This window comes from Tsukamurella tyrosinosolvens (genome assembly GCF_900104775.1).
GTDB lineage: Bacteria > Actinomycetota > Actinomycetes > Mycobacteriales > Mycobacteriaceae > Tsukamurella > Tsukamurella tyrosinosolvens.
Window position 1 is genome coordinate 4,361,491 of the sequence record NZ_FNSA01000003.1, and the last position, 23,069, is coordinate 4,384,559.

A 23,069-nucleotide genomic window follows, 5' to 3' on the forward strand; every position below is an offset into this window, starting at 1 on the left:
CCGTCAGCCGTTTCGTGACGTCAGCTACAGATCAGGCGAGTGGGACGAACTCCGAGACCAGGACGTGCTGAGGGTCCTCGGAGTCGTCGTACCCGGAGTACCGGATCACCGCGAACTGGAAGCCCTCGAGGTCGGGGCCGGAGTCGTCCCCCGCGGCGCCCACCACCGACGCTCGGACGAACTCCCGCAACATGCGGTACGCGGCCTTCGTCTCGACATCGCCGCGGGATGCGGCCACACCCACCTCCGTACAGACGTCGGACAAGGCCTTGTCGCGGCGCCGCTCCGGGAAGAAGAGTGCGTGCCGCCACGTCCTCCGGCGCGACGGGACCGTCTCCCGCCACTCGGTCACGCCCCCGTCGGTCCCGACGGTCCGGTGGACGACGTGGAAGTCGTGCCGCGCGGGCTCCGGCGCGAAGAAGCGCCAATTGGGGATGAGGATCCCGATCGGATCCAGGCGCCGCACCCGGTCGAACATCTTGTTGGGATGCTGGGCCGCCGCGGTGACCAGCAGCGCGCCCGCGAGGCCCCACTCGACGGACCGCGCGGGCAGCCGGGCGCCGCCGTCACGCCCGGACATGCTCGCCACCCACCGTCGACTCGGACGCCACGAACGCGCGGATCTCCGCCGCGACCCGGCGTGCGTGCGCACGGTCGTAGAGCAGGCCGTCGTGGTCCGCCCCGTCGATCACGGCGCGCCGGGACCGGATCCCGCCGGCGGCGTACTCGTCCTGGAGCTCCCGGTGCACGGGGTCGTTGGCCTCGCTGGTCTCCGCCGTGACCACCAGGCGGGGGACGTCGGTCGTGGGCGGCGCGCCGCCGCACACCGCGAAATCCGCGACGAGGCCGCGCCATTCGTGCCGCGCGGTCACCCACAGCCCCTGTTCGCGGAACCGGTCGAGCGCCGCCGCGCGCACGGCCCGGGGCAGGCGGTCGAGGGACGCGGGACGCTGTGCCAGCGGGCCCAGGCCCAGCCGCATGGACCAGGCGATGATGCCGAGCGCGGGTCCCAGCCGACTGGTGCCGGTCGCCTGAGCCGGCGAGCGGCGGAGTTGGTCCGGGTGACTCGCGTCGAGCAGGCTGACGGTGCCGACGGCGGCACCCACCTCGCCGGCGGCGCGCAACGCGAGGTATCCGCCGACCGAATGTCCCACCAGGTGAACCGGCCTGCCGTCGCCCTCCGCCCGCGCCAGGTCGACGAGCCGCCCCACCTCCGCGTCGAGACCGGGGCCCGAGGGCGGGGCGGCGGCCCGGTCGACGATGACGACGCGGTGGTCCTCGGCGAGGTCGGCGGCGATCCACTCCCAGCCTTCCGGCACCGCGCCCAGGCCGTGCACGAGGATCACCGCCGGTGCGTCCGGACCGGCCGCCCCGTCGGCTACCCGGTAGCGCAGCGCCCCGCCGCGGGTGGCGAGGACGCGCTCGTCCCCGCGGCCGGCGCGGACCCGGCGGCGGCGACGCGCGTTCTCCACGGCGAGAAGGGCCGCTCCGCCCACGGCGGCGAGAGCGACGGTGCGCGGGAAGGCGTCGCTGCGTGGGGATTCGCCCGCGCGGGCACCACCGGGCCGGTATTCGCGGTCGGTCGCGTACAGCAGCGGCGGGTACATCGCGGTGAACGCCCAGAGGAACCGCCCCAGCCCCATCACCCGGGTGTTGGCGAGGTGGAAACAGCCCATCGCCAGAGCGAAGAACGGCGCGGGACGACCCCCGAGCAGGTGTGCGGCGGGGAACAGGCACTCGCACGCGAGGACCCCGCGCTCGAGGAGAGCCGTCGTGCGGGGGTGTTCGTGGAACAGCCTCCACGCCAGGGGATCACCGTAGGTCCGGGTGCGGGTCACCTCGATCACCGCGCGCCCCGACCGCCACACCGGGCTGGTGAGCTTCACCCAGCCGGAGGCGCCGTAGGACAGCGTCGCCTGGGCGGCCAGGTACCACAGGCAGGCGTCCACCCACCGCGCGTCGCGGCCGCGGAGGCGCGCGAGAGCACAGGTCGCGGACACGAGAAACGAGACGTGGTCGGCACCGTCGGCGCCGAAATGGTTGCGCGGCTGCAGGATCGCGGAGGACGCGCCGAGCGTCGCGTTCGCCGCGCACCGCACCCGCGGCGCGGTGGGAGCCAGCACTGCAGCGGCGGCCGCGAGCCGCAGTACGTGCAGCGCGTTCGTCGCGGCGGGACCGGAGACGGCGTCGACCGGCGGACCGAGGCGCGGTGCGCGGGTGAGGAAGTCCTCGCGGTCGAGACGCCAGTCGGCGAGGCCGCCGGGGCGGCGGTCGATGTCGCGCGCGAGGTACTCGGCGGAGGCGATCGCATGACAGGCGGCGGCGAGCCGCTCGGCACCGTCGAGCGCACCGTCGCGCCCGATCGACGGGCGGCGCAACGGGATCCGGTTCAGCATCGAGAGCATGACGTGGGAAGGGCCGCGCCCCGCGAGGGACGGGGCGCGGCCACCTGCCGTCCGGTCAGAACGCGCCGGCTGCCGCCGCGAAGTTGGCGTCGCCGCCCATGCCCGCGACGTCGACACCGCCCCCGCCGCCGGCCGCGAAGCCCACGCTGGTCACGGGCGCGGTCGCGCCCACGTACGCCGGCCGATCGAGGTCCACGGGGGTCCCCGCGAGGACAGCGCTCCGGTTCACCTTCGAAATCATCTCCGTCATGAGAAAACCCTTCGTCTCCGCCGCCGAGCGGCGTCGTCGGATGTTGGGGTGAACGTCCCCGTCCTGCTGCTCGAATCGGGAACGGCGCGAAGGTAGCTCCGCCCGCGCGGGAGCGTCAACGGCTTCGCGGCGCGCGGGCGCACCGATCACGGGGCGCGCGGGCCAGGATCCGCTTCCCGTACATCGTCCGAACAGTGGCTTTACCGCCCGATTACGGTGCACGGATCGGCGCGGAGCACGGTTGCCCTTTTCCCAACCCAGTGTGCCTCAGATCACTTGTCGGACCTCGGCGCGATACTGCCGCCATGAGCATGGACGCGCGGGCCGAGGCGTCGATCCTCCATGCCGATCTCGACTCCTTCTACGCTTCGGTCGAGCAGCGCGACCACCCGTGGCTGCGCGGCCGGCCCGTCCTCGTCGGCTCGGGCGTCGTGCTCGCCGCCAGCTACGAGGCGAAGGCGAAGGGCGTCCGCTCCCCGATGCCGCACCGCGAGGCCCTGGCGCTCGCGCCGTTCGCGATCACCCAGCCGCCCCGGTTCGACGCGTACATGGAGGCCAGCCGCCGGGTCTTCGAGATCTTCCGGGACACCACCCCGCTGGTCGAGGGCCTGTCCGTCGACGAGGCCTTCCTCGACGTGGGCGGCCTCCGCGGCATCCGCGGCACTCCGGTGGAGATCGCGGCCCGGCTGCGCGAGCGGGTGCGCACGGAGGTCGGGCTGCCGATCACGGTCGGCGTCGCGCGCAGCAAGTTCCTCGCCAAGGTCGCCAGCGCCGTCGGCAAACCCGACGGGCTGCTCGAGGTCCCACCGGGCACGGAGCTGCAGTTCCTGCACCCGCTGCCCGTGCGGCGGCTGTGGGGCGTGGGCCCCAAGACCGAGGCCAAGCTGCACGAGGTGGGGGTCGGCACCGTCGGGCAGATCGCGGAGCTGGGCGAGCACCGCCTGGCGTCCTTCCTCGGGCGGGGCACCGCGCGACACCTGTACGCGCTGTCCATGGCGCACGACCCCCGCCGCGTCGACACCGGACGGCGGCGCAAGTCGATCGGCGCGCAGCGGGCCCTGGGCCGCCGGATGACGTCGGAGACGGAGATCGAGGGCACCGCCCTCGCGATCGTGGACCGCCTGGGCGAGCGACTGCGCGCCGCGGGGCGCGTGACGCGGACCGTCGAACTACGGCTGCGGTTCGACGATTTCACGTCCGTCACCCGGTCCCGCTCCCTGCGTGAACCGACCGACCGGACGGAAGTCGTGCTCGCCACCGCGCGGGGCCTGCTCGACGAGGCGATGCCGCTCGTGCGCGAGCGCGGCTGCACCCTGATCGGGCTCTCGTTGGCGAACCTGGAGAACCACGGCGCGGTGCAGCTGGCCCTGCCGTTCGACGGCGGCGAGCACGACGCCGACCTGGACCTCGCGATGGACTCGCTGCGCACCCGGTACGGGCGTGCGGCCGTGACCCGCGGCTCGCTCCTGCACCGCCCCCTCGGCCCGGACGCACCGATGCTGACCGAGCAGGACTAGACGCGCCGTCGGCCCGATCAGCCCTGGGCGGACCGCCACTGCGCGGCGGCCCGCTTCTCCTCCGCGACGCGGGCGGCGAACGCCTGCCGGGCGGCGAGGTGCTCCGGGTTGCGGCGCAGCACGAGGTACGCGGCGCCGACGATGAGGAACCAGATCGGGGTGACCAGCATGGCCTGCAACGTGTCGGTCTCGCGGGTGAAGGCCCACAGCAGGAACAGGAAGAAGGCGAAGATCACCCACGGCATCACGGTGCCGAGCGGCATCTTGAACGCGCTCTCGGCGTGCGCCTGCGGGCGCCGCGACCGGTACACCAGGTAGCTGACCAGGATGATCGTCCAGACGAACATGAAGCACAGCGACGAGACCGTGGTGACCACGGTGAATCCGGCGGACTTGTCCAGACCGAAGCCGAGTAGCACCACCGACGACAGCAGCATCACGCCCGTGAGGAAGAGCGCGTTCTGCGGCACCTTGCGACCGGAGAGCTTGGCGAAGACCTTCGGGGCGTCGCCCTCGGTGGCGAGGCCGTAGACCATGCGCGAGGTGGAGTAGATGCCCGAGTTCGCCGACGACATGGCGGAGGTGAGCACCACCGCGTTCACCAGGTGCGCGGCGGCGCCGAGCCCGGCGAGGGTGAAGAGCATGACGAACGGGGACTCGTCCTTGCTGAACCGGTCCCACGGCACGACCGACATCAGGATCACCAGCGAGCCGACGTAGAAGAGCAGGATGCGGATCGGGATCGCATTGATCGCGCGGGGCAGGTTCTTCTCGGGGTTCTTGGTCTCGGCGGCCGCGGTGCCCACGAGCTCGATGCCGACGAACGCGAAGACGGCGATCTGGAAGCCCGCGACGAAGCCCATGAAGCCCTGCGGGAAGACGCCGCCGTGCTCCCACAGGTTGGCGAGCGAGGCGCGCGCACCGTCGTGCTCGAAGCCGGTGATGATGAGCACCGCGCCGACGACGATGAGCGCCACGATGGCGATGATCTTGATCATGGCGAACCAGAACTCGGTCTCGCCGAAGGCGCGGACCGTCGGCAGGTTGAGGCCGATGAGCAGCACGATCACGGCGACCGCGGGGATCCACGGCGGGATGTCCTTCGCCCAGAAGGTGATGTAGACGGACGCGATCACGACCACGTCCGCGACGGCGGTGACCACCCAGCAGAACCAGTAGGTCCAGCCGGTGAAGTGCGCGGCCCACGGGCCGAGGATGTCGCCGGCGAAGTCGGAGAAGTTGCGGTATCCGGTGCGGCTGAGCAGGAGCTCGCCCATCGCGCGCATGACGAAGTAGAGCATGAAGCCGATCACCATGTACACGAGGATCACCGACGGCCCGGCGACCGAGATCGTCTTGCCGGAGCCCATGAACAGGCCGGTGCCGATGGCGCCGCCGATCGCGATGAGCTGGATGTGGCGGTTGCTCAGGGCTCGGGTGAGCTGCTCACCCTCCTCCGGGTCGGACGGTGCCGCAGGTGACGTGGTCATGATTCGGGACCCTAATCGCTTCGGTGAGGCGCAGTTCACTCGGGGAGCCGCCACGGCCCCGCCGCCTCCTCCTCGCGGCGCACCGCCGGGCGGCCATTTTGTTCAGCTGGTTGTACGGCGTTCGATCTAGTGTTAGCTTCAGAGCATCGGATGTGACGCCGGTCACGAGCCGATGGTTCGAAGGAGACGCCGTTGTCGACCACCACCACCTCGCCCGAGCAGGACCCCGAGTACGCCGCCAACCTCAAGCGCGCGACCCTGGCCTCCAGCATCGGCAGCGCCCTCGAGTACTTCGACTTCGCGCTGTACGGCCTCTCCACCGCCCTGATCTTCAACGTGCTGTTCTTCCCGCAGGGCGATCCGGCGATGGCGACGGTGGCGGCCTTCGCGACCTTCGGCGTCGGCTTCGCCGCCCGTCCCTTCGGCGGCCTCTTCTTCGGCCGCCTCGGCGACAAGGTCGGCCGCAAGGCGGTGCTGGTCATCACGATCATGCTGATGGGCGGCGCCTCCACCCTGATCGGCCTGCTACCCACCTACGAGTCGATCGGCATCTGGGCGCCCATCATGCTGGTCACGCTGCGGCTGCTCCAGGGCTTCGGCGCCGGCGCCGAGCAAGCGGGGTCGACGGTGCTCATGGCCGAGTACGCGCCGGTTAAGCGGCGCGGCTTCTTCTCGGCGCTGCCCTTCATCGGCATCCAGGCCGGCACGCTGCTCGCCGCGCTGGTCTTCACCCTGATCAGTCAACTGCCCGAGGAGGCGATGCTCAGCTGGGGCTGGCGCATCCCCTTCCTCTCGTCCTTCCTGCTGATCCTGCTCGCCGTCGCCATCCGGATGAAGCTGCAGGAGACGCCGACCTTCGTCGAGCTGGAGAAGCACGAGCAGGTCGCCGACAAGCCCGTCCGCGAGCTGTTCAAGCACGGCTTCCCCGGCGTGCTCGTGGGCATCGGCCTGCGGATGGCGGAGAACGGCGGCTCGTACATGTTCCAGGCGCTGGCCCTGTCCTTCTTCGTCAGCGTCACCGGGCCCGGCGCCGACAAGGGCGTGCTCACGTGGGGCGTCACGATCGGCTCGCTCATCGGCGTCTTCTCCGTCCCGTTCACCGGGCACCTCTCCGACCGGTTCGGCCGCCGCGTCGTCTACCGCGCCGGGGCCCTGTTCCTGCTCGTCTACGCGCTGCCCGCCTGGTGGGCGCTGACGCTGCACAACCACGCGATCGCGGTCGCGGTCATCGCGATCGGCATCGGTGTGGGCGTGAACTCGATGCTCGGCCCGCAGTGCGCCCTGATCCCCGAGATGTTCGGTGCGCGGCACCGGTACCTGGGCGTGGCCATGGCCCGCGAGATCTCCGCCGTCCTCGCCGGCGGCGTGGCGGGCGTGCTCGGCGCCTACCTGATCAAGGTCACCGACGGGAACTGGCTCGTGCTCGGCCTGTACATGGTCGCGCTGTGCACCATCACCGCCGCGAGCACGTTCCTCGTGCCCGAGACGGTGGGCCGCGACCTCACCCGCACCGACGACGCCGTGAAGATCTCGGACGCCGAAGCCGGCGCGGGGTACGCCGTCCCCGGCACCGCCGCGCTGAGCACGCTCGACTTCCCCTCCCCCGCCCCGGTTCCCGCTCCCGCGACGCCGGCGCCGTCCGCCGCGCACTGAAAGGCCCCCATGCCCAGCGACACCTCCGCCTTCGACCTGACGGGCCGCACCGCGCTCGTCACCGGCAGCACCCGCGGCATCGGCCGACGCCTCGCCGAGGGCCTCTCGGCGGCGGGCGCCACCGTCATCGTGCACGGCCGCGACCTCGCCGCGGCCCGCCTCGCCGCCGGGGAGATCAGGACCGGGAACCCCGTGCACGCCACGGCCTTCGACGTGACCGACGAGGCCGCGGTCGACGCGGCGATCGGCGGGATCGAGGCCGAGCACGGCACCCCGGACGTGCTGGTCAACAACGCGGGCATGCAGATCCGGCACCCACTCACCGAGTTCCCGGCCGCCGACTGGAACGCCCTGATCGCCACCAACCTCACGAGTGCCTTCCTCGTCGCGAAGCGCGTCGCGGCGGGCATGATCGCGCGCGGCAGCGGACGGATCGTCAACGTCGGCTCGGTGCAGTCGCAGCTCGCGCGGCCGAACATCACGCCCTACGCGGCGACCAAGGGCGGCATCGTCATGCTGACCAAGGGTCTCTGCGCCGAGCTCGCGCCGCACGGCATCACCGCCAACGCCATCGCCCCCGGCTACTTCGCCACCGAGCTGACGCAGGCCCTCGTGGACGACGCCGAGTTCTCCGCGTGGGTGGCCGGCCGCACCCCGGCCGCGCGCTGGGGCGACGTCACGGACCTGGTGGGGCCGCTGGTCTTCCTCGCGTCCGAGGCGTCCGCGTTCGTCAACGGGCAGGTCCTGTACGTCGACGGCGGCATGACGGCCGTCGTATGAAGGAGAACGCTGTGAACCTGGGCGTCGTCGCGTACGCGGCCGATGACCTCCGCGTGGAGGAGCTCCCCGAGCCGGTGCCCGCCCCCGACGAGGCCGTGATCACGATCGACTACGGCGGGATCTGCGGGTCCGACCTGCACTACTGGCTGCACGGCGCCGCCGGGACCTCGATCCTGCGCGCCCCGATGGTGCTCGGGCACGAGGTCGTCGGCACCGTCGCGCGGGCCGCGGCCGACGGGTCGGGGCCCGCGGCGGGGACGCCCGTCGCCGTGCACCCCGGCACACCGCACGGGGTCGACGGGGTGCCGTACCCGGCGGACCGCCCGAATCTCGCGCCCGCGTCCACGTACCTGGGCTCGGCGGCGCACGTCCCGCACTGCGACGGGGCCTTCGCCCGCCGCGTCGCGCTCCCCACCCGGATGCTGCGCGTGCTGCCCGCGGGGATCGCCCCGCGCGACGCCGCGCTCATCGAGCCCGCCGCGGTCGCCTGGCACGGCGTGGAGCGGGCCGGCGACGTCGCGGGCAAACGGGTGGCGGTGATCGGCGCGGGCCCGATCGGGCTGCTCGCGATCGCGGTGGCGCTGCACCACGGCGCCGCCGAGGTCGTCGCCACCGACGTCGCCGCCGAACCGCGCGAACGCGCGCGGGCGCTGGGCGCCGCCGTGGTGCTCGACGCCCGCGAGTCCGAGGCGATCGCCGCCCTGCACGCGGATGTGGTGATCGAGTCCTCCGGCACGGTGCCCGGTCTGCACGCCGCCGTCGACGCTGCGGCGCGCGGCGGCGTCGTGGTGCTGCTCGGGCTGCAGCGCGCGGGCGACATCGACTTCCCCGCGGCGCAGGCCATCACCCGCGAGCTGGATCTGCGCGGGGCGCTGCGGTTCAACGACGAGATCGACGACGTGATCGCCGCGCTCGCCGACGGCTCGCTGGACGTGCGCGGCGTGGTGACCCACGTGCTGCCCGCCGCGGACGCTCTCGAGGCGTTCGCCATCGCCCGCGACGCCGCGGCGTCCGGCAAGGTGCTGCTGGACTTCCGGGGCTGATCCGCGACGGATCGACCAGGCTCAGGTGGGCGCGAGGAAGGCCGCGAGCGCCGCCGAGTAGTACCCGATGTCGGCGGAGCCCATGAGCTCGCGGGCGCTGTGCATCGCGAGCTGGGGAGCGCCCACGTCGACCGTGGTCAGGCCGGTGCGGGCCGCGGTGATCGGGCCGATCGTCGAACCGCAGGGCAGGTCGGCGCGGTGCACGTACCGCTGCAGCGGCACCCCGGCCTGCTCGGCGGCGACGGCGAACAGCGCCTCGCCGTCGGAGTCCGAGGCGTAGCGCAGATTCTGGTTCACCTTGAGCACGGGGCCGCCGTTCACGGCGATGTGGTGCGCGGGCTCGTGCCGGTCCGGGTAGTTCGGATGCGTCGCGTGCGCCATGTCGCCGGACGCCACCGCGGACAGGCTGAGCGTGCGCAGGAAGTCCTCGCGGCTGAGGCTGTGCGACAGGCCGATCCGCTCCAGCACCGTGATCAGGAAGTCGGACGCGGCGCCGCGGTCGGAGCCCGAGCCGACCTCCTCGTGGTCGAACAGCGCCAGCACGGGCACGATCCCGTCGACCGGCGCGCCCGCCAGCAACGCCTCGGTGCCCGCGTAGCAGGTGCCCTGGTTGTCGAGCCGGGGCGCGGAGACGAGGGCACCGTCGGCCCCGACCGTGCGCGAGGGCGCCAGGTCGTGCGTCATCAGCTCGAAACCGAGCACGTCGTCGGCGGCGTACCCCTCCGAGGCGGCGACGCGCGACAGGAAGCCGCCCGCGCCGGAGGTGCCCCAGATCGCATGCAGGTGCCGCTGCGGGTCGAGCTCGACGCCCTTGCGGTTCTCCGAGAGGTGGATCGCCAGCTGGGGCACGCGCAGCAGCGGCTCGTCGATGCGCACCAGCGTGTGCACGACCCTGCCGCCCTCGCGCACGGCGATCCGCCCCGAGACCCCGAGGTCGCGGTCGAGCCAGGAGTTGAGCCACGCCCCGCCGTAGGGCTCGAGGAGCACCTGCGCCAGCCCGGCCGATTCCGCGTCGTGATGCTGCTTGACGCGCAGGTTCGGGCTGTCGGTGTGGCCGCCGACGATGCGGAACGCGGGGAGCTCCCCGTGCTCGCAGTGCGACGAGTCGAAGGCGATGATCGAGCCGCCGCGCACCACGAAGTACTTGCCGGGCCCCGGCCAGACGTCGTGCTCGACGAGCTCGGTGTACCCGGCGTCACCGAGGCGGCGGGCCACCGTCCGGCACACGTGGAACGGCGACGGCGACGCGTCGACGAAGGCGCACAGGCCCTCGGCGCTCGCTCCGGTGGCGGCGGTCATCAGGCCGACAGCACCGCGTCCAGCGCGGAGTAGAAGATGCCCAGGCCGTCGTCCGACGGTCCGGTGAGCGCTTCGGTGGCGTGCTCCGGGTGCGGCATGAGGCCGACGACGCGGCCGTCGGCCGAGGCGATGCCCGCGATGCCGCGCATGGCGCCGTTCGGGTTGCCGGCGGCGTAGCGGAAGGCCACGCGGCCCTCGCCCTCGAGCTCGTCGAGGGTGCGCTCGTCGGCGACGTAGCGTCCCTCGCCCGACTTGAGCGGCACCAGGATCTCGGCACCCGGCTCGTAGCGGGAGGTCCAGGCGGTGTTCGTGGCCTCGACGCGCAGCCACTCGTCGCGGCAGATGAAGTGCAGGCCCTCGTTGCGCACCAGCGCGCCGGGGAGCAGGCCCGCCTCGCAGAGGATCTGGAAGCCGTTGCAGATGCCCAGCACCGGCATGCCCTTGCCCGCGGCCTCGACGACCTCGGTCATCACGGGCGCGAGGGAGGCGATGGCGCCGGCGCGCAGGTAGTCGCCGTAGGAGAAGCCGCCGGGCACGACGACCGCGTCGACGCCCTGGAGGTCGTGGTCCTTGTGCCAGAGCGAGACGGCCTCGCCGCCCGCCCGCTCCACCGCGCGCGCCGCGTCGACGTCGTCGAGCGTGCCGGGGAAGGTGATGACGCCGACCCGGGTCATGCGTCGACCCGGGTGACGGTGAAGTCCTCGATGACGGTGTTCGCGAGCACGTCGGCCGCGATCTTCTCGAGCTGGTCGTCGCTGAGGTCGCCCTCGACCTCGAGCTCGAACCGCTTGCCCTGCCGCACATCCGCGACGCCGGCGAAGCCGAGGCGGTCGAGTGCGCCGACGATCGCCTTCCCCTGCGGGTCCAGGATCTCGGCCTTCGGCATCACGTCCACCACAATCCGTGCCACGTTGCGGCTCCCTCTCGATTCGACCGCGCGCTCGGGGTGTCGATCGCGCTGTGTCCATGAGTTTACCGGCGCATACTGGCGACATGCGACTCACCCACTTCCACCATTCGTGCGTCCTCGTGGAGATGTCCGAGACGCGCGTGCTCTTCGACCCCGGTACCTTCTCCCACGGCTTCGAGGGGCTCACCGGGCTGGACGCGATCGTCGTCACCCACCAGCACCCCGATCACATCGACCCCGCCCGGATCGACGCCCTCGTCGACGCCAATCCCGACGCGCAGCTGTTCGCCGATCCGACCACCGCGGCCGCGCGCGGCGGCCGCTGGATCGCGGCACTCCCCGGCCACGACTACGGCATCGGCAATCTCATCGCGAGGGCCGTCGGCGGTACGCACGCCGTCATCCACCCCGACCTGCCGACGATCGACAACACGTCGATCCTGCTGGGCGACGAGGAGCGCATCGGCCGCTTCTACCACCCCGGGGACGCGCTGTTCGTGCCCGACGTGCCCGTCGACGTGCTGGGCCTGCCCGTGAACGCGCCGTGGTGCCGGATCAGCGAGACCGTCGACTTCTTCCGGGCGGTCCGCCCCGCCGTCGCGGTCCCCATCCACGACGCGCTGCTCTCCGTGGAGGGCTCCGGGATCTACCTCGGCCGGCTCACCGACATGCGCCCCGACGGTGCCGAGCTCGTCCCGTGGGACGCGGAGGACGTGCGCGAGTTCTAGGCGGCGGCCGCCGATCCGGCCGGGCGGCCCCGGCACCCCTGCACACCGTGATATGACCTAGGTCACATATTTCGGAAGGGGAACTTCACGGTGTCACCCGAGGTGATCGCGCTCGCCGTCCTCGTCGTCGTCTTCCTGATCGCGACGGTCCGCGGCGTCAACATGGGCGCACTGGCCCTCGTCGCCGCCTTCGTCGTGGGCCTCGCGGTGTTCGGCGTCGACTCGAAGGAGGTCCTCAAGGGCTTCCCCGCCGAGCTCTTCGTCATCCTGGTCGGCGTCACGTACCTGTTCGCGCTCGCGAAGAACAACGGCACCGTCGACTGGATCGTGCACGGCGCCGTGCGCGCGGTCCGCGGCCGCGTGGCGCTGATCCCCTGGGCCATGTTCGCGGTGTGCGCCGCGGTGACCGCGATCGGCGCGGTCAGCCCGGCGGCCGTCGCGATCGTCGCGCCGGTGGCCGCGGGCTTCGCCCTGCGCTACCGGATCCACCCCGTGCTCATGGGGATGATGGTCGTGCAGGGCGCCACCGCCGGAAGCTTCTCCCCCATCGGCATCTTCGGGTCGATCACGAACGGGGTCGTCGACGCGAACGACCTGCCGGGCAGCCCGCTCTTCCTGTTCGGCTCGACCTTCGTCGCGTGCGCGGTGATCGCCGTCGTCGCCTTCGCCGCCTTCGGCGGGCGCGAGCTGATCGCCCGGGGCGCCGACGCCGACGCCCTGGCCACTCTCGGCGCGACCGCCGAGTCCGCCGCGCACGCCGCGACCTCGGCCGCCCGCCCCACGACCGAGCCGCACTCGGCCGCCGAGGTGCAGCGGCTCGGCGAGGAACCCTCCGACGACGGCCACGACGACGTGACCAGGCTCGATGCGCAGCGGATCGGCACCCTCGCCGGGCTGGTGGCGCTCATCGTCGGCGCCCTCGGCTTCGACCTCGACGTCGGCTTCACCGCCCTGGCGATCGCGGTCGTCCTCACCCTCGCGTTCCCGGAGTCCGCGAAGGACGCCGTGGAGAAGATCAGCTGGAGCACCGTGCTGCTCATCGCGGGCATCGTCACGTACGTCGCGCTGCTGCAGAAGGAGGGCGTGGTCGACTGGCTCGGCGACGGGGTCGCGAAGGTCGGCTCGCCACTCGTCGCGGCCCTGCTGATCTGTCTCATCGGCGCCGTGGTCTCCGCGTTCGCCTCCACGACCGGCATCATCGGCGCGCTGATCCCGCTGGCCGTGCCCTTCCTGCTGACCGATCAGGTGAGCGCCGTCGGACTGATCGCCGCGCTCGCGATCTCGAGCTCCGTCGTCGACTGCAGCCCGTTCTCCACCAACGGCGCCCTGGTGGTCGCGAACACCGAGCCCGACCTCCGCGACATGGTCTTCCGGCGGCTCATGCAGTGGGGGATGTCGATCGTCGTGCTCGGCCCGCTCCTCGCGTGGGCCGTGCTCGTCGTGCCGACGGCCTGACCGGCGCCCGGCCGCGGGCGGTCAGGCCGCGACGAGGACCCGGGCGCGGTGCTCGTAGACGACGGGGGCCGCGCCGTGATGCAGCGCGAGGTCGACGGCGTCGAGCATCGTCCGAGAGACGGTCGACGAGGCCAGCCGGCGGGCGTCGACCGCCAGGCGGAGCGTGCCGCCCCGTCGGGCGATGCGGTTGGCCTGGGCGAGCAGCGCCCGGCACCACCAGGGCTCGCTGAGGAAGCCATCGCCGATACCGAGCACGCGGGCCTTCTCCTCCTCACCGGTGACGAGGTCGGCGATCGCGGTGTACCCGAGGTTGAGCCGGAAGCCGGCGTCCGGCAACGCGAGGACCGCGCCGGTGGACGCGTTCCAGCGGGGTGCGGCGAAGACGCGGGTGCGCAGCCCCACCGTCTCCAGCACGCGGTCGGCGGCGGCGAGGCGCAGCGCGGCCTCATGGGCGCCGAGGGTGGAGAACTCGGCGCGGCGGCGCTTCGTGGCCGCCTGGTCGTAGCCGTTGAGCACGATCGCGTCGCCCGCGGCGCGGCGCTCCCGCAGGAAGGACTGGGTCGACGGGTCGTCGACCAGCTTGTACTTGCCCTTCAGGCGGGGCGCCACGAGCAGCGAGACGGGCACACCGCGCTCGTCCATCTGCGCTGCGAACCGTTCCGCGTCCGCGCGGGTGGCGTCGGAGAGGGCGGAGACGGAGACGTACAGCGGCGAGCTCATATCCGCAGTGTGCGCGCCCCAGGTGTCCCGTTCGGGGATGGAAGGTTACGTGTCGCCCAACTGCGCGGTCAGGCGGGCAGCACTGCCTCGATCGCGGAGACGACGGTGTCCGACTCCGGTTCGGTGCGGGGCCGGAAGCGCTGCACGCTCGCGTGATCCGGAGCGACGAGGAACTTCTCGAAGTTCCACTGGATGTCGCCGGCCTCGCCCTCGGCGTCCGGGGTCTTGGTCAGTTCGGCGTAGAGCGGGCTCCGGTTCTCGCCGTTGACCTCGGTCTTCGCCAGCAGCGGGAACGTCACGCCGTAACTCGTCGAGCAGAACGTCGCGATCTCCTCGGCGGTGCCGGGCTCCTGGCCCGCGAACTGGTTGCAGGGCACGCCGAGCACCGTCAGGCCGCGGTCGGCGTACCGGGTCGCGAGGGCCTCGAGGCCGGCGTACTGCGGCGTCAGGCCGCACTTGCTGGCGACGTTGACGACGAGGACGGCCCGGCCGGCGTAGTCGGCGAGGGAGGTGGCGGCACCGTCGAGCGTGGTGAGGGCGATGGAGTCGAGAGCGGTCATGCGCCCGAGCCTACGCGGGATGTAACGCAGGACACATCTATCTCGATTGCGCAATGGTTGCGCCAGAGTTATCGTTTTTGGGTGCAAGCAACCTCCACGGACGTGACTCCGGAAGACCTCACCGCGGTCTTCAGCGAGTTCATGGGCCGACTCATGTGCAATGTCACGCAGGAGAGTCTGGGCACGATGCTGTCGTCGGACATCACCGCGCACCAGTTCCACATCCTGCTGCAGCTCACGGCCGCCGAGGCCCCGCTCCCGATCAACCGGCTCGCCGACGATCTGGGGCTGTCCGTCGCCGCCACGGGACGGAACGTGGAGAAACTTGTCCAGCTCGAGATGGTGGATCGGCGTGAGGACGCCTCGGACCGCCGGATCAAGAACCTGACCATCACCGACCTCGGGCGAAAAACAGTTGCGTCCGCGGTCAGCGACAAGCACCGTGAGGTGCTGAGTTTCGCGGAGCGCCTCCCGCTCGCGCTGCGCATCAGGCTGCACGACGTGATGGTCGAGATCCTCGACGAGGGCCTGATCCCTCCGAACCCCTTCTTCACCGCAATGAAAGAGAACGCATGAGTACCGAGAACACGCTCGACAAGAGCGGGATCCCGCACGCGGGTGAGGGCCTCGACCGTCGCGTCCTGATGGTGGCCGGCGTGGTCGTCCTCGGGTCGATCATGGCCATCCTGGACATGACGATCGTGGCCGTCGCGCAGAACACCTTCCAGGCCCAGTGGGGCGCGTCGCCCGCCACGGTCGCCTGGACGATGACCGGGTACACCCTGGCGCTCGCCGCCGTCATCCCCGTGACCGGTTGGGCCGCCGACCGATTCGGCACCAAGCGGCTGTACATGGCCGCGACCGCGATGTTCGTGGCGGGTTCGGCGCTGTGCGCCACCGCGACGTCGATCGACCTGCTGATCCTGTACCGGGTCCTCCAGGGCCTCGGCGGCGGCATGCTCATGCCGCTCGGCATGATGATCCTGACCCGGGCCGCCGGCCCGGAGCGCATCGGCCGCGTCATGGCCGTGCTCGGCATCCCGATGCTGCTCGGCCCCATCGGCGGCCCCATCCTCGGCGGCTGGCTGATCGAGTCCTTCTCGTGGCACTGGATCTTCCTGATCAACGTCCCGATCGGCGCGATCGCGATCGTCTACGCCTGGTTCGTGCTGGACAAGGACGAGCCCGTCAAGGGCCAGAAGTTCGACCTCGTCGGTTTCGTGCTGCTCTCGCCCGGCCTCGCGCTGTTCCTGTTCGGTGTCTCCTCGATCCCCGAGGCGCAGTCGGATTCGTCGATGTACACCGGCCGGGTCATCCCCGCCACCGTCGTCGGCCTGGTGCTGATCGTCGGGTTCGTGTTCTGGGCGCTCCGCGCCAAGCTGCCGCTGCTCGACCTGCGGCTGTTCAAGAACCGGAACATGACGGTCGCCATGATCACCTTCGCGATGTTCGCGATGGCGTTCTTCGGCAGCTCGATCCTGTACGCGCAGTACTTCATCGGCATCCGCGGCGAGTCGACCCTCATGGCCGGCCTGCTGCTCGCCCCGCAGGGCCTCGGCGCCATGCTGACCATGCCGATCGCCGGCGTGCTCACCGACAAGATGGGCCCGGGCAAGTTCGTCATGACCGGCCTCGCGCTGATCACCGGCGGCATGATCGCCTTCACGCAGCTCACCGCGGAGACCCCGTACTGGATCCTGCTGGGCTCGCTGCTCATCCAGGGCCTCGGCATGGGTATGACGATGATGCCGACGATGTCGGCCGCGATCCGCACCCTGGCACCCGAGTCCATCTCCCGCGGTTCCACGCTGACGAACATCGTCCAGCAGATCGCCGCGTCGATGGGTACCGCGATCTTCTCGGTGCTGTTCACCAACTGGCTCACCAACGCGGGCCCGGCCATGCAGACCCCGCAGGGCGAGAAGCACACCGGTGCGCTGGCCTTCGGCCTGAACTCGAGCCCCGAGGCCCGCGAGGGCGGCATCGCGATGTTCCAGGGCGAGACCGGCTTCTCGAAGTTCCTGCACGACAACCTGCCGTTCGCGGCGGAGGCCTTCGGGAACACGTACTTCGTGGCCGCGGTCCTGGTCGCGCTGTGCATCATCCCGGCGTTCTTCCTGCCCCGTTCGCACGAGGCCGACACCGAGGCCGCCGAGCGGCAGATGGTCATGCCGCACTGATCATCGCCTGATCCGACGAGTGCCCGGTCCCCGATGGGGGCCGGGCACTTCTCGTTTCCGCGGGAGCTCTACCGGGTGACGGTGAAGGTCACGCTCGGCAGCACGGTGAAGAGCCTCTCGACCGGCGCCATGTAGCGGCTGATCGCCGCGGCGTCGCCACGGTCTCCCGCGGCGCAGCTGTAGGCGACGGTCTTCCGCGGCGCGGCCCGGCCCATCTCGTAGGTCAGCCGGCTCGTGGACGCTCCCGGGCAGGGCGTGCCCGTGGCCGGGGCGGGGATCGACGGGGCGGTCTGCACGAGCGCCCGCTGCGCCGCGTGGTCGAGGCGCTTCGTCTCCGTCCTCGCGGGTTTCGCCGTCCCGTCGGCGGTGCCGTACCCGCCCACCTTCGCCGTCGCGACGCCGCCGCGCACGGTGATGACGTACTCGACGTGGTACTCCGGCGCCGTGGCCGGCCCGACGGAGGAGTAGGTCACCGTCGGGCCCGCGGCGCCCGGGGCCGCCTGGGCCGGAGCGGCGGCGACCAGCGGGAGCGCGGCGCAGGCGAGGCCCGCGAGGAGCTTCTTCATGACTGCAAGCTACTGCGCGGCGCCCAGCCTGTCGAGGACCCAGGCGTACTCGAAGGCGGTCTCGCGCCACTTCGCGTAGCGCCCGCTGACGCCGGCGTGCCCGGCGACCATCTCCGTCTTGAGCAGGATCTGCTCGCCGGACGTGCTGTGGTCGAGGAGCTTCGCCACCCACTTCGCGGGCTCGGTGGGGAGCACGCGGGTGTCGTTGAGCGAGGTGGTGGCGAGGATCGCCGGGTAGGGCCTCGCGGCGACGTTCTCGTACGGCGAGTAGTCGCGCATGTAGCGGTACACCTCGGCGCTCTCGAGCGGATTGCCCCACTCGTCCCACTCCCCCACGGTGAGCGGCAGGCTCGGGTCGAGGATCGAGGTGAGCGGGTCCACGAAGGGCACGTCGGCGACGATGCCGGAGAAGAGCTCCGGCGCGAGGTTCGCCACCGCGCCGACGAGCAGGCCGCCGGCGCTGCCGCCCATGGCGACCAGCCGCCGCGGCTCCGCGCGGCCGGTATCGACGAGATGTCGTGCGACGTCGACGAAGTCGGTGAAGGTGTTCCGCTTCTCCAACTGCTTGCCGTGGTCGTACCAGGCGCGGCCCATCTCGCCGCCGCCGCGCACGTGCGCCACGACGAAGACCACGCCCCGGTCCATGAGCGAGAGCCGGGCGACGGAGAACCAGGGATCGAGGGTGGCCTCGTAGGAGCCGTAGCCGTACAGCAGGGTGGGCGCGGGCCCGTCGCCGACGTCCTTGCGGCACACCACGGACACCGGTACCTCCGCGCCGTCACCGGCGGTCACCCAGAGGCGCTCGGCCGTGTACAGCGCGGCGTCGTAGCCGGGGACGTTGGCCCGCTTGAGCACCGTCTGCTCCCCCGTCGCCGGGTCCAGCTCGAGGACGGTGCCCGGGGTCACGAAGGACTCGTAGGCCAGGCGCAGCCGCGGCGCGTCCCACTCGGGATTCGCGGCGGGGCCGAGATTCACGAGCTCCTCGCCCGGGTCCCATTCGGCGAACTCCGGTGCGGCCGTGGCGTCGGCGAGCGCGAGCCGCGGCAGGCCGCCCCGCCGGTACCCGAGGGCGAGCCGTCGGGCGAAGGCGTCCACGTACTCGAGCCGCACGTCGTCGCGGTGCGGGACGAGGACCGTCCATTCGTCCGGGGCGTCGACGGGGGCCGACGCCAGCTCGAAGTTGATGCCGGTGCGGTTGTGCAGGAACAGGAAGCGGTCCTCGCCGCCGAGCACCGCGTGCTCGACCGAGTACTCGACGTCCTCCTCGCGGGGGCGCAGGAGGCGGAACTCGCCCGTGGGGTCGGTCGCGTCGAGCACGTGCGTCTCGGAGCTCAGCGTCGACGAGGCCGCGATCATGAGGTACTTCTCACTGCGGGTGAGGCCGATGCCCACGCCGAAGCGTTGATCCGCCTCGTGGAAGACCCGCACATCCTCCGCGGCGGAACCGATCTCGTGCCGCCAGATGCTGTCGGCGCGCCAGGCGTCGTCGACGGTGGTGTAGAACAGGTGCCGCCCGTCGAGGGCCCAGGTGGCCCCGTAGAAGGCGCCCTCCACCGTGTCCGGCAGCAGCTCCCCGGTGTCGATGTTCCGCACCCGCAGCGTGAACCGCTCCTCACCGGAGGTGTCGAGCGAGAAGGCGAGGAGGGTCCCGTCGGGCGAGACGGAGGCGGCGCCGACGGCGATGTACTCGTGCCCCTCCGCCTCGACGTTGAGGTCCAGCAGCACCTGCTCGCCCGGCAGCGGATCGTCGGACAGGACCGGCGGGGTCCAGTCGTCGGGGCCGGCGATCGGTGCGCGGCAGTGGATCCCGTACTGCTTGCCCTCGACGGTGCGCGCGTAGTACCAGTGGCCCCTGCGGCGCTGCGGAACCGACATGTCGGTCTCCTGGGTGTGCGCCTTGATCTCGCCGAAGATCGCCTCCCGCAACGGCTCGTGGGCCGCGGTGGCCGCCTCGGTGAAGGCGTTGTGGGCGCGCAGGTAGTCGAGCACCTCATCGTTCTTGGTGTCGGCGAGCCAGGCGTAGTCGTCGATCACGGTGTCGCCGTGGAAGGTCCGTGAGGACGGGACCTTCTTCGCGACGGGCTGGGCCGGGGCGCTCATGCCGCTCCGCCCGGCCAGTCGGCGAAGCTCAGGCCCGAGATGCGCTCGTACGCCTCGATGTAGCGGGCGCGGGTGCGCTCGACCACGTCGGCGGGCAGGGGCGGCGGCGGGGTGCCCGCGTCGGTGGACCAGCCGGATTCCTTGGTGAGCCAGTCGCGCACGATCTGCTTGTCGAAGCTGGGCAGCGCCTTGCCGGGCTCGTACAGCGCGCCGTCCCAGTAGCGGGAGGAGTCGGGCGTGAGCACCTCGTCGGCGAGGAGGAGGTCACCGTCGGAGCTGCGTCCGAACTCGAACTTGGTGTCCGCGAGGATGATCCCGCGCTCGCGGGCGATATCGGCGCCGCGGGCGTAGACGTCGAGGGTTAGCTCGCGCAGGCGCGTCGCGAGCTCGAGGCCGACGTCCTCGGCGACGCGCTCGAAGGAGACGTTCTCGTCGTGGTCGCCCACGGCGGCCTTGGTGGCGGGAGTGAAGATCGGCGGATCGATGCGGCTGCCGTCGACCAGGCCCTCCGGCAGTGGCACGCCGCACACCTCACCGTTCGCGCGGTACTCCTTGAGGCCGGAGCCGGTGAGGTAGCCGCGGGCGACGCACTCCACCGGCACCATGTCGAGCCGGCGCGTGACCAGCGCGCGGCCGAGCACCGACTCGGGGATGCGCGGGTCGTCGGCAGGCCCGGCGAGGTGGTTCGGCACGCCGAGCGCGTCGAAGAAGAAGACCGACATCGCCGTGAGCACGCGTCCCTTGTCGGGGATCGGCGTGTCCAGGATGTAGTCGTAGGCGCTGATCCGGTCGCTCGCGACGAGCAGCAGGTGCTCGTCGTCGATCTCGTACAGCTCGCGGACCTTGCCCGAGTAGATCGGCGTGTATTCGCTCAGTTCAGGACGCACTCCGCCACCCTATCTCCCTCCCAATTGAACACCGTTTCTGACAGTAAAACCGCAGGTCGGCGCGAACAGAAACGGTGTTCAATCGTCCGACGGATCCGATCAGGAGGCTGGTGCGTCCAATTCATATGATGGAACGCACGCAGGATCTGCTCAGGGACCGCTCCGACCGCAGTGTCCGCGACGCCACCACGTCGGTGATCCACGGCGTGCGCGCGGACGGCGGCGCTTCGGCCACGATCGAGGGGGTCCGAGCCGCTCTGCTGACCGCCTACCCGGAGGGAGCATTCTGCGGATGGAGTGCCGCGGAGTTGCACGCGGTGCCGTACTCGGCGGGGCATCCACCGGAGTTGTGGCTGCCGGAACAGCGCCGGCGCACGGGCGTGATCGTCCGGTGCGGCCATCTCCCCGTCGAGGACGTGACGACCGTATCGGGCTGGCCCGCCACGACCACCGTGCGCACCGTGGTCGATCTCGCGCGGCTCACCCGGAACGACGAGGCGGTGGTGGCGGTCGACCAGTTCATCCGTCGCGATGCCACCGGTAGGTCCATCACCACCAAGCGCGCGATCCTGCAGTACCTCGACGACCATCCGGGAATCTACGGCGGCACCCGGGTCCGGGAGGTCCTCGCGGAAGCGGATGCCGGTTCCCAATCCCCTTGGGAGACCTACGGCCGGCTCGTAGTGCACCGTTCCGGGCTCGGCTTCTTCCGGACCCAGCAGCCGATTCCCGGGACGCCCTACCACGCCGACCTCGGCTCCGGGAGATATCGCGTCGCGATCGAGTACGACGGTGGGTATCACCGAACGGACGAGCAACAACGGGCCGACGTCCTTCGCTGGAACGCGATCACCGGCCAGGGCAGGGGGCTGATCCGCGCGACCTCCTCGACGCTTCTCAGCGGACGGGCCGAATTCCTGGACCGCGTCGCCCGGGAGCTACGGACGCGGGGATGGAGCGGACCGTCGCCCGTGAACCCGAGACTCACGCTCCCGAACCGCCCGGCACGCCGAACGTCCGCCGATTGAACACCGTTTCCGACATCAAAACCGCAGGTCGCGGTGAACAGAAACGGTGTTCAATTCCAGAGGTCAGAGGATGGGGGCGGGGGTGTAGCCGGCGGCGGTGGGGTACTTCGCCGTCAGGGCCTCGACGTCGGCGACGACCTGGGCGACCTGGGCCTCGGCGGCGCCGGTGAAGGCGGCGCGATCGGCGAGCGCCTCGTCGAGCTGGGCGCGGGTGAGGCCGAGGCGGGCGTCGCCGGCGAGGCGATCCAGCAGGTCGGGCTCCTTACCCTCCTCGCGCATCGCCAGGGCGACGGCGACGGCGTGCTCCTTGATCGCCTCGTGCGCGACCTCGCGGCCGACGCCCGCGCGCACCGCGGCCATGAGCACGCGGGTGGTGGCGAGGAAGGGCAGGTAGCGGTTGAGCTCGTTCTCGATCACGGCCGGGTAGGCGCCGAACTCGTCGAGGACGGTCAGGAAGGTCTCGAAGAGGCCGTCGATCGCGAAGAACGAATCCGGCAGCGCCACGCGGCGGATCACGGAGCAGAAGACGTCGCCCTCGTTCCACTGCGAGCCCGCCATCTCGGCCGCCATCGAGCCGTAGCCGCGCAGGATCACCGTGAGCCCGTTGACGCGCTCGCACGAGCGGGTGTTCATCTTGTGCGGCATCGCGGAGCTGCCCACCTGGCCGGGCTGGAAGCCCTCGGTGACCAGCTCGTGCCCGGCCATGAGGCGGATCGTCGTGGCCATCGACGACGGTCCCGCCGCCACCTGGACGAGCGCGCTCACCACGTCGTGATCGAGCGAGCGCGGGTACACCTGGCCCACCGACACGAACGACTCCGAGAAACCGAGGTGCTCCGCCACGCGCGACTCCAGGGAGGCGAGCTTGGCGGCGTCGCCGCCGAGGAGGTCGAGCATGTCCTGCGACGTGCCCATCGGGCCTTTGATGCCGCGCAGCGGGTAGCGGCCGATGAGGTCCTCGAGCCGGGCGATGGCGACGAGCAGCTCGTTGGCCGCCGATGCGAAGCGCTTACCCAGCGTCGTGGCCTGCGCCGCGACGTTGTGCGAGCGGCCCGCCATGACCACGGACGAGTACTGCGCCGCGCGCTCGGCCAGCCGGGCCGCCACGGCCACGGCGTGGTCGCGGACGTACTCGAGCGAGCGCAGCACCTGCAGCTGCTCGACGTTCTCCGTGAGGTCGCGCGAGGTCATGCCCTTGTGGATCTGCTCGAACCCGGCGAGGTCGCTGAACTCCTCGATCCGGGCCTTCACGTCGTGCCGGGTGATCCGCTCGCGTTCCGCGATCGACGCCAGGTCCACCTGGTCGACGACCTTCTCGTAGGCCTCGACGGCACCGTCGGGAACGTCGATCCCGAGGTCGCGCTGCGCCTTGAGCACCGCGATCCACAGCTGGCGCTCCAGCACGATCTTGTACTCCGGCGACCACAGCTCGCGCATGCGCGGGCTGGCGTACCGGTTGGCGAGGACGTCGGGGATGCGGGGAGTGCTCACCCTCCGA

22 protein-coding genes are annotated in these 23,069 nt (G+C 71.4%); 9 read left to right on the forward strand and 13 right to left on the reverse strand.

The genetic code is table 11. The features are described 5' to 3' along the window. Positions 1-31 precede the first annotated feature (31 nt). Genes BLW32_RS23700 through BLW32_RS23710 form a run of 3 tightly spaced genes read right to left on the reverse strand, consistent with a single transcriptional unit; the run spans position 32 to position 2,655 of the window. Positions 32-580: a hypothetical protein gene (locus BLW32_RS23700; RefSeq protein ID WP_074850816.1), complete on the reverse strand. Its 549-nt coding sequence runs from the start codon at positions 578-580 to the stop codon at positions 32-34. Further along, positions 567-2,405 carry an alpha/beta fold hydrolase gene (locus tag BLW32_RS23705; RefSeq protein ID WP_068741465.1) on the reverse strand — a complete coding sequence of 613 codons (1,839 nt, stop codon included), beginning with the start codon at positions 2,403-2,405 and terminating at the stop codon, positions 567-569. Before BLW32_RS23705 ends, BLW32_RS23700 begins: the two co-directional genes overlap by 14 nt. Positions 2,406-2,460: 55 nt before the next feature. Beyond that, a complete protein-coding gene (locus BLW32_RS23710) occupies positions 2,461-2,655 on the reverse strand; it encodes a hypothetical protein (protein WP_068522804.1) in 195 nt (64 codons plus the stop codon). 305 nt (positions 2,656-2,960) lie between these two features. Between BLW32_RS23710 and dinB the strand changes: the two genes are divergently transcribed. Beyond that, the gene (gene dinB, locus BLW32_RS23715) at positions 2,961-4,172 is read left to right on the forward strand and encodes a DNA polymerase IV (RefSeq protein ID WP_068522805.1); all 1,212 of its coding nucleotides are present in this window, start codon (positions 2,961-2,963) and stop codon (positions 4,170-4,172) included. Between the two features lie 17 nt (positions 4,173-4,189). On the opposite strand, the gene BLW32_RS23720 is transcribed toward dinB, so the two are convergent. Next, a complete protein-coding gene (locus tag BLW32_RS23720; protein WP_068741464.1) occupies positions 4,190-5,662 on the reverse strand; it encodes an amino acid permease in 1,473 nt (490 codons plus the stop codon). A gap of 192 nt (positions 5,663-5,854) precedes the next feature. Between BLW32_RS23720 and BLW32_RS23725 the strand changes: the two genes are divergently transcribed. The 3 genes from BLW32_RS23725 to BLW32_RS23735 are packed head-to-tail and all read left to right on the forward strand — an operon-like array spanning position 5,855 to position 9,138. After that, positions 5,855-7,315 (forward strand): MFS transporter, encoded by a 1,461-nt coding sequence (locus BLW32_RS23725; RefSeq protein ID WP_082791367.1) that lies wholly within the window; start codon positions 5,855-5,857, stop codon positions 7,313-7,315. A gap of 9 nt (positions 7,316-7,324) precedes the next feature. Continuing rightward, the gene (locus BLW32_RS23730; RefSeq protein WP_068741463.1) at positions 7,325-8,095 is read left to right on the forward strand and encodes an SDR family oxidoreductase; all 771 of its coding nucleotides are present in this window, start codon (positions 7,325-7,327) and stop codon (positions 8,093-8,095) included. Continuing rightward, on the forward strand, positions 8,092-9,138 hold the full coding sequence (locus tag BLW32_RS23735; protein ID WP_068741462.1) for a zinc-binding dehydrogenase: 1,047 nt from the start codon (positions 8,092-8,094) through the stop codon (positions 9,136-9,138). Before BLW32_RS23730 ends, BLW32_RS23735 begins: the two co-directional genes overlap by 4 nt. A 21-nt stretch (positions 9,139-9,159) precedes the next feature. On the opposite strand, the gene BLW32_RS23740 is transcribed toward BLW32_RS23735, so the two are convergent. Genes BLW32_RS23740 through purS form a run of 3 tightly spaced genes read right to left on the reverse strand, consistent with a single transcriptional unit; the run spans position 9,160 to position 11,347 of the window. After that, positions 9,160-10,437: a M18 family aminopeptidase gene (locus BLW32_RS23740; protein WP_068741461.1), complete on the reverse strand. Its 1,278-nt coding sequence runs from the start codon at positions 10,435-10,437 to the stop codon at positions 9,160-9,162. Next, positions 10,437-11,111, reverse strand: coding sequence for a phosphoribosylformylglycinamidine synthase subunit PurQ (gene purQ / locus BLW32_RS23745; protein ID WP_068522810.1), 675 nt, complete (start codon positions 11,109-11,111; stop codon positions 10,437-10,439). Before purQ ends, BLW32_RS23740 begins: the two co-directional genes overlap by 1 nt. Next, a complete protein-coding gene (purS, locus tag BLW32_RS23750) occupies positions 11,108-11,347 on the reverse strand; it encodes a phosphoribosylformylglycinamidine synthase subunit PurS (protein ID WP_068522811.1) in 240 nt (79 codons plus the stop codon). Before purS ends, purQ begins: the two co-directional genes overlap by 4 nt. A gap of 83 nt (positions 11,348-11,430) precedes the next feature. Here purS and BLW32_RS23755 point away from each other — a divergent pair, with 83 nt between their 5' ends. Then, the gene (locus BLW32_RS23755) at positions 11,431-12,075 is read left to right on the forward strand and encodes an MBL fold metallo-hydrolase (protein ID WP_068741460.1); all 645 of its coding nucleotides are present in this window, start codon (positions 11,431-11,433) and stop codon (positions 12,073-12,075) included. 90 nt (positions 12,076-12,165) lie between these two features. Further along, the gene (locus tag BLW32_RS23760) at positions 12,166-13,530 is read left to right on the forward strand and encodes an SLC13 family permease (RefSeq protein ID WP_068741459.1); all 1,365 of its coding nucleotides are present in this window, start codon (positions 12,166-12,168) and stop codon (positions 13,528-13,530) included. A 21-nt stretch (positions 13,531-13,551) separates the two neighbouring features. On the opposite strand, the gene BLW32_RS23765 is transcribed toward BLW32_RS23760, so the two are convergent. Together BLW32_RS23765 and BLW32_RS23770 are read right to left on the reverse strand one after the other, a co-directional pair. Beyond that, the gene (locus BLW32_RS23765) at positions 13,552-14,250 is read right to left on the reverse strand and encodes a DUF2334 domain-containing protein (protein ID WP_068741458.1); all 699 of its coding nucleotides are present in this window, start codon (positions 14,248-14,250) and stop codon (positions 13,552-13,554) included. 68 nt (positions 14,251-14,318) lie between these two features. Next, positions 14,319-14,810, reverse strand: a complete 492-nt coding sequence (locus BLW32_RS23770) for a glutathione peroxidase (protein ID WP_068522815.1) — start codon at positions 14,808-14,810, stop codon at positions 14,319-14,321. A gap of 81 nt (positions 14,811-14,891) precedes the next feature. Between BLW32_RS23770 and BLW32_RS23775 the strand changes: the two genes are divergently transcribed. Further along, positions 14,892-15,386: a MarR family winged helix-turn-helix transcriptional regulator gene (locus tag BLW32_RS23775; RefSeq protein ID WP_139286303.1), complete on the forward strand. Its 495-nt coding sequence runs from the start codon at positions 14,892-14,894 to the stop codon at positions 15,384-15,386. After that, positions 15,383-16,990, forward strand: coding sequence for a DHA2 family efflux MFS transporter permease subunit (locus BLW32_RS23780; protein WP_068741457.1), 1,608 nt, complete (start codon positions 15,383-15,385; stop codon positions 16,988-16,990). Before BLW32_RS23775 ends, BLW32_RS23780 begins: the two co-directional genes overlap by 4 nt. 68 nt (positions 16,991-17,058) lie before the next feature. On the opposite strand, the gene BLW32_RS23785 is transcribed toward BLW32_RS23780, so the two are convergent. The 3 genes from BLW32_RS23785 to BLW32_RS23795 are packed head-to-tail and all read right to left on the reverse strand — an operon-like array spanning position 17,059 to position 20,543. Next, positions 17,059-17,556: a hypothetical protein gene (locus BLW32_RS23785; protein WP_068741456.1), complete on the reverse strand. Its 498-nt coding sequence runs from the start codon at positions 17,554-17,556 to the stop codon at positions 17,059-17,061. A 9-nt stretch (positions 17,557-17,565) separates the two neighbouring features. Next, positions 17,566-19,656, reverse strand: coding sequence for a S9 family peptidase (locus BLW32_RS23790; protein WP_068741455.1), 2,091 nt, complete (start codon positions 19,654-19,656; stop codon positions 17,566-17,568). Beyond that, positions 19,653-20,543, reverse strand: a complete 891-nt coding sequence (locus BLW32_RS23795) for a phosphoribosylaminoimidazolesuccinocarboxamide synthase (RefSeq protein ID WP_068522820.1) — start codon at positions 20,541-20,543, stop codon at positions 19,653-19,655. The genes BLW32_RS23790 and BLW32_RS23795 overlap by 4 nt, the downstream gene beginning before the upstream one ends. Positions 20,544-20,671: 128 nt before the next feature. Between BLW32_RS23795 and BLW32_RS23800 the strand changes: the two genes are divergently transcribed. After that, positions 20,672-21,571 carry an endonuclease domain-containing protein gene (locus BLW32_RS23800; protein WP_139286304.1) on the forward strand — a complete coding sequence of 300 codons (900 nt, stop codon included), beginning with the start codon at positions 20,672-20,674 and terminating at the stop codon, positions 21,569-21,571. A gap of 63 nt (positions 21,572-21,634) precedes the next feature. Here the strand turns inward: BLW32_RS23800 and purB are convergent, their stop codons facing one another. Further along, a complete protein-coding gene (gene purB / locus BLW32_RS23805; RefSeq protein ID WP_068741453.1) occupies positions 21,635-23,062 on the reverse strand; it encodes an adenylosuccinate lyase in 1,428 nt (475 codons plus the stop codon). Positions 23,063-23,069 lie beyond the last annotated feature (7 nt).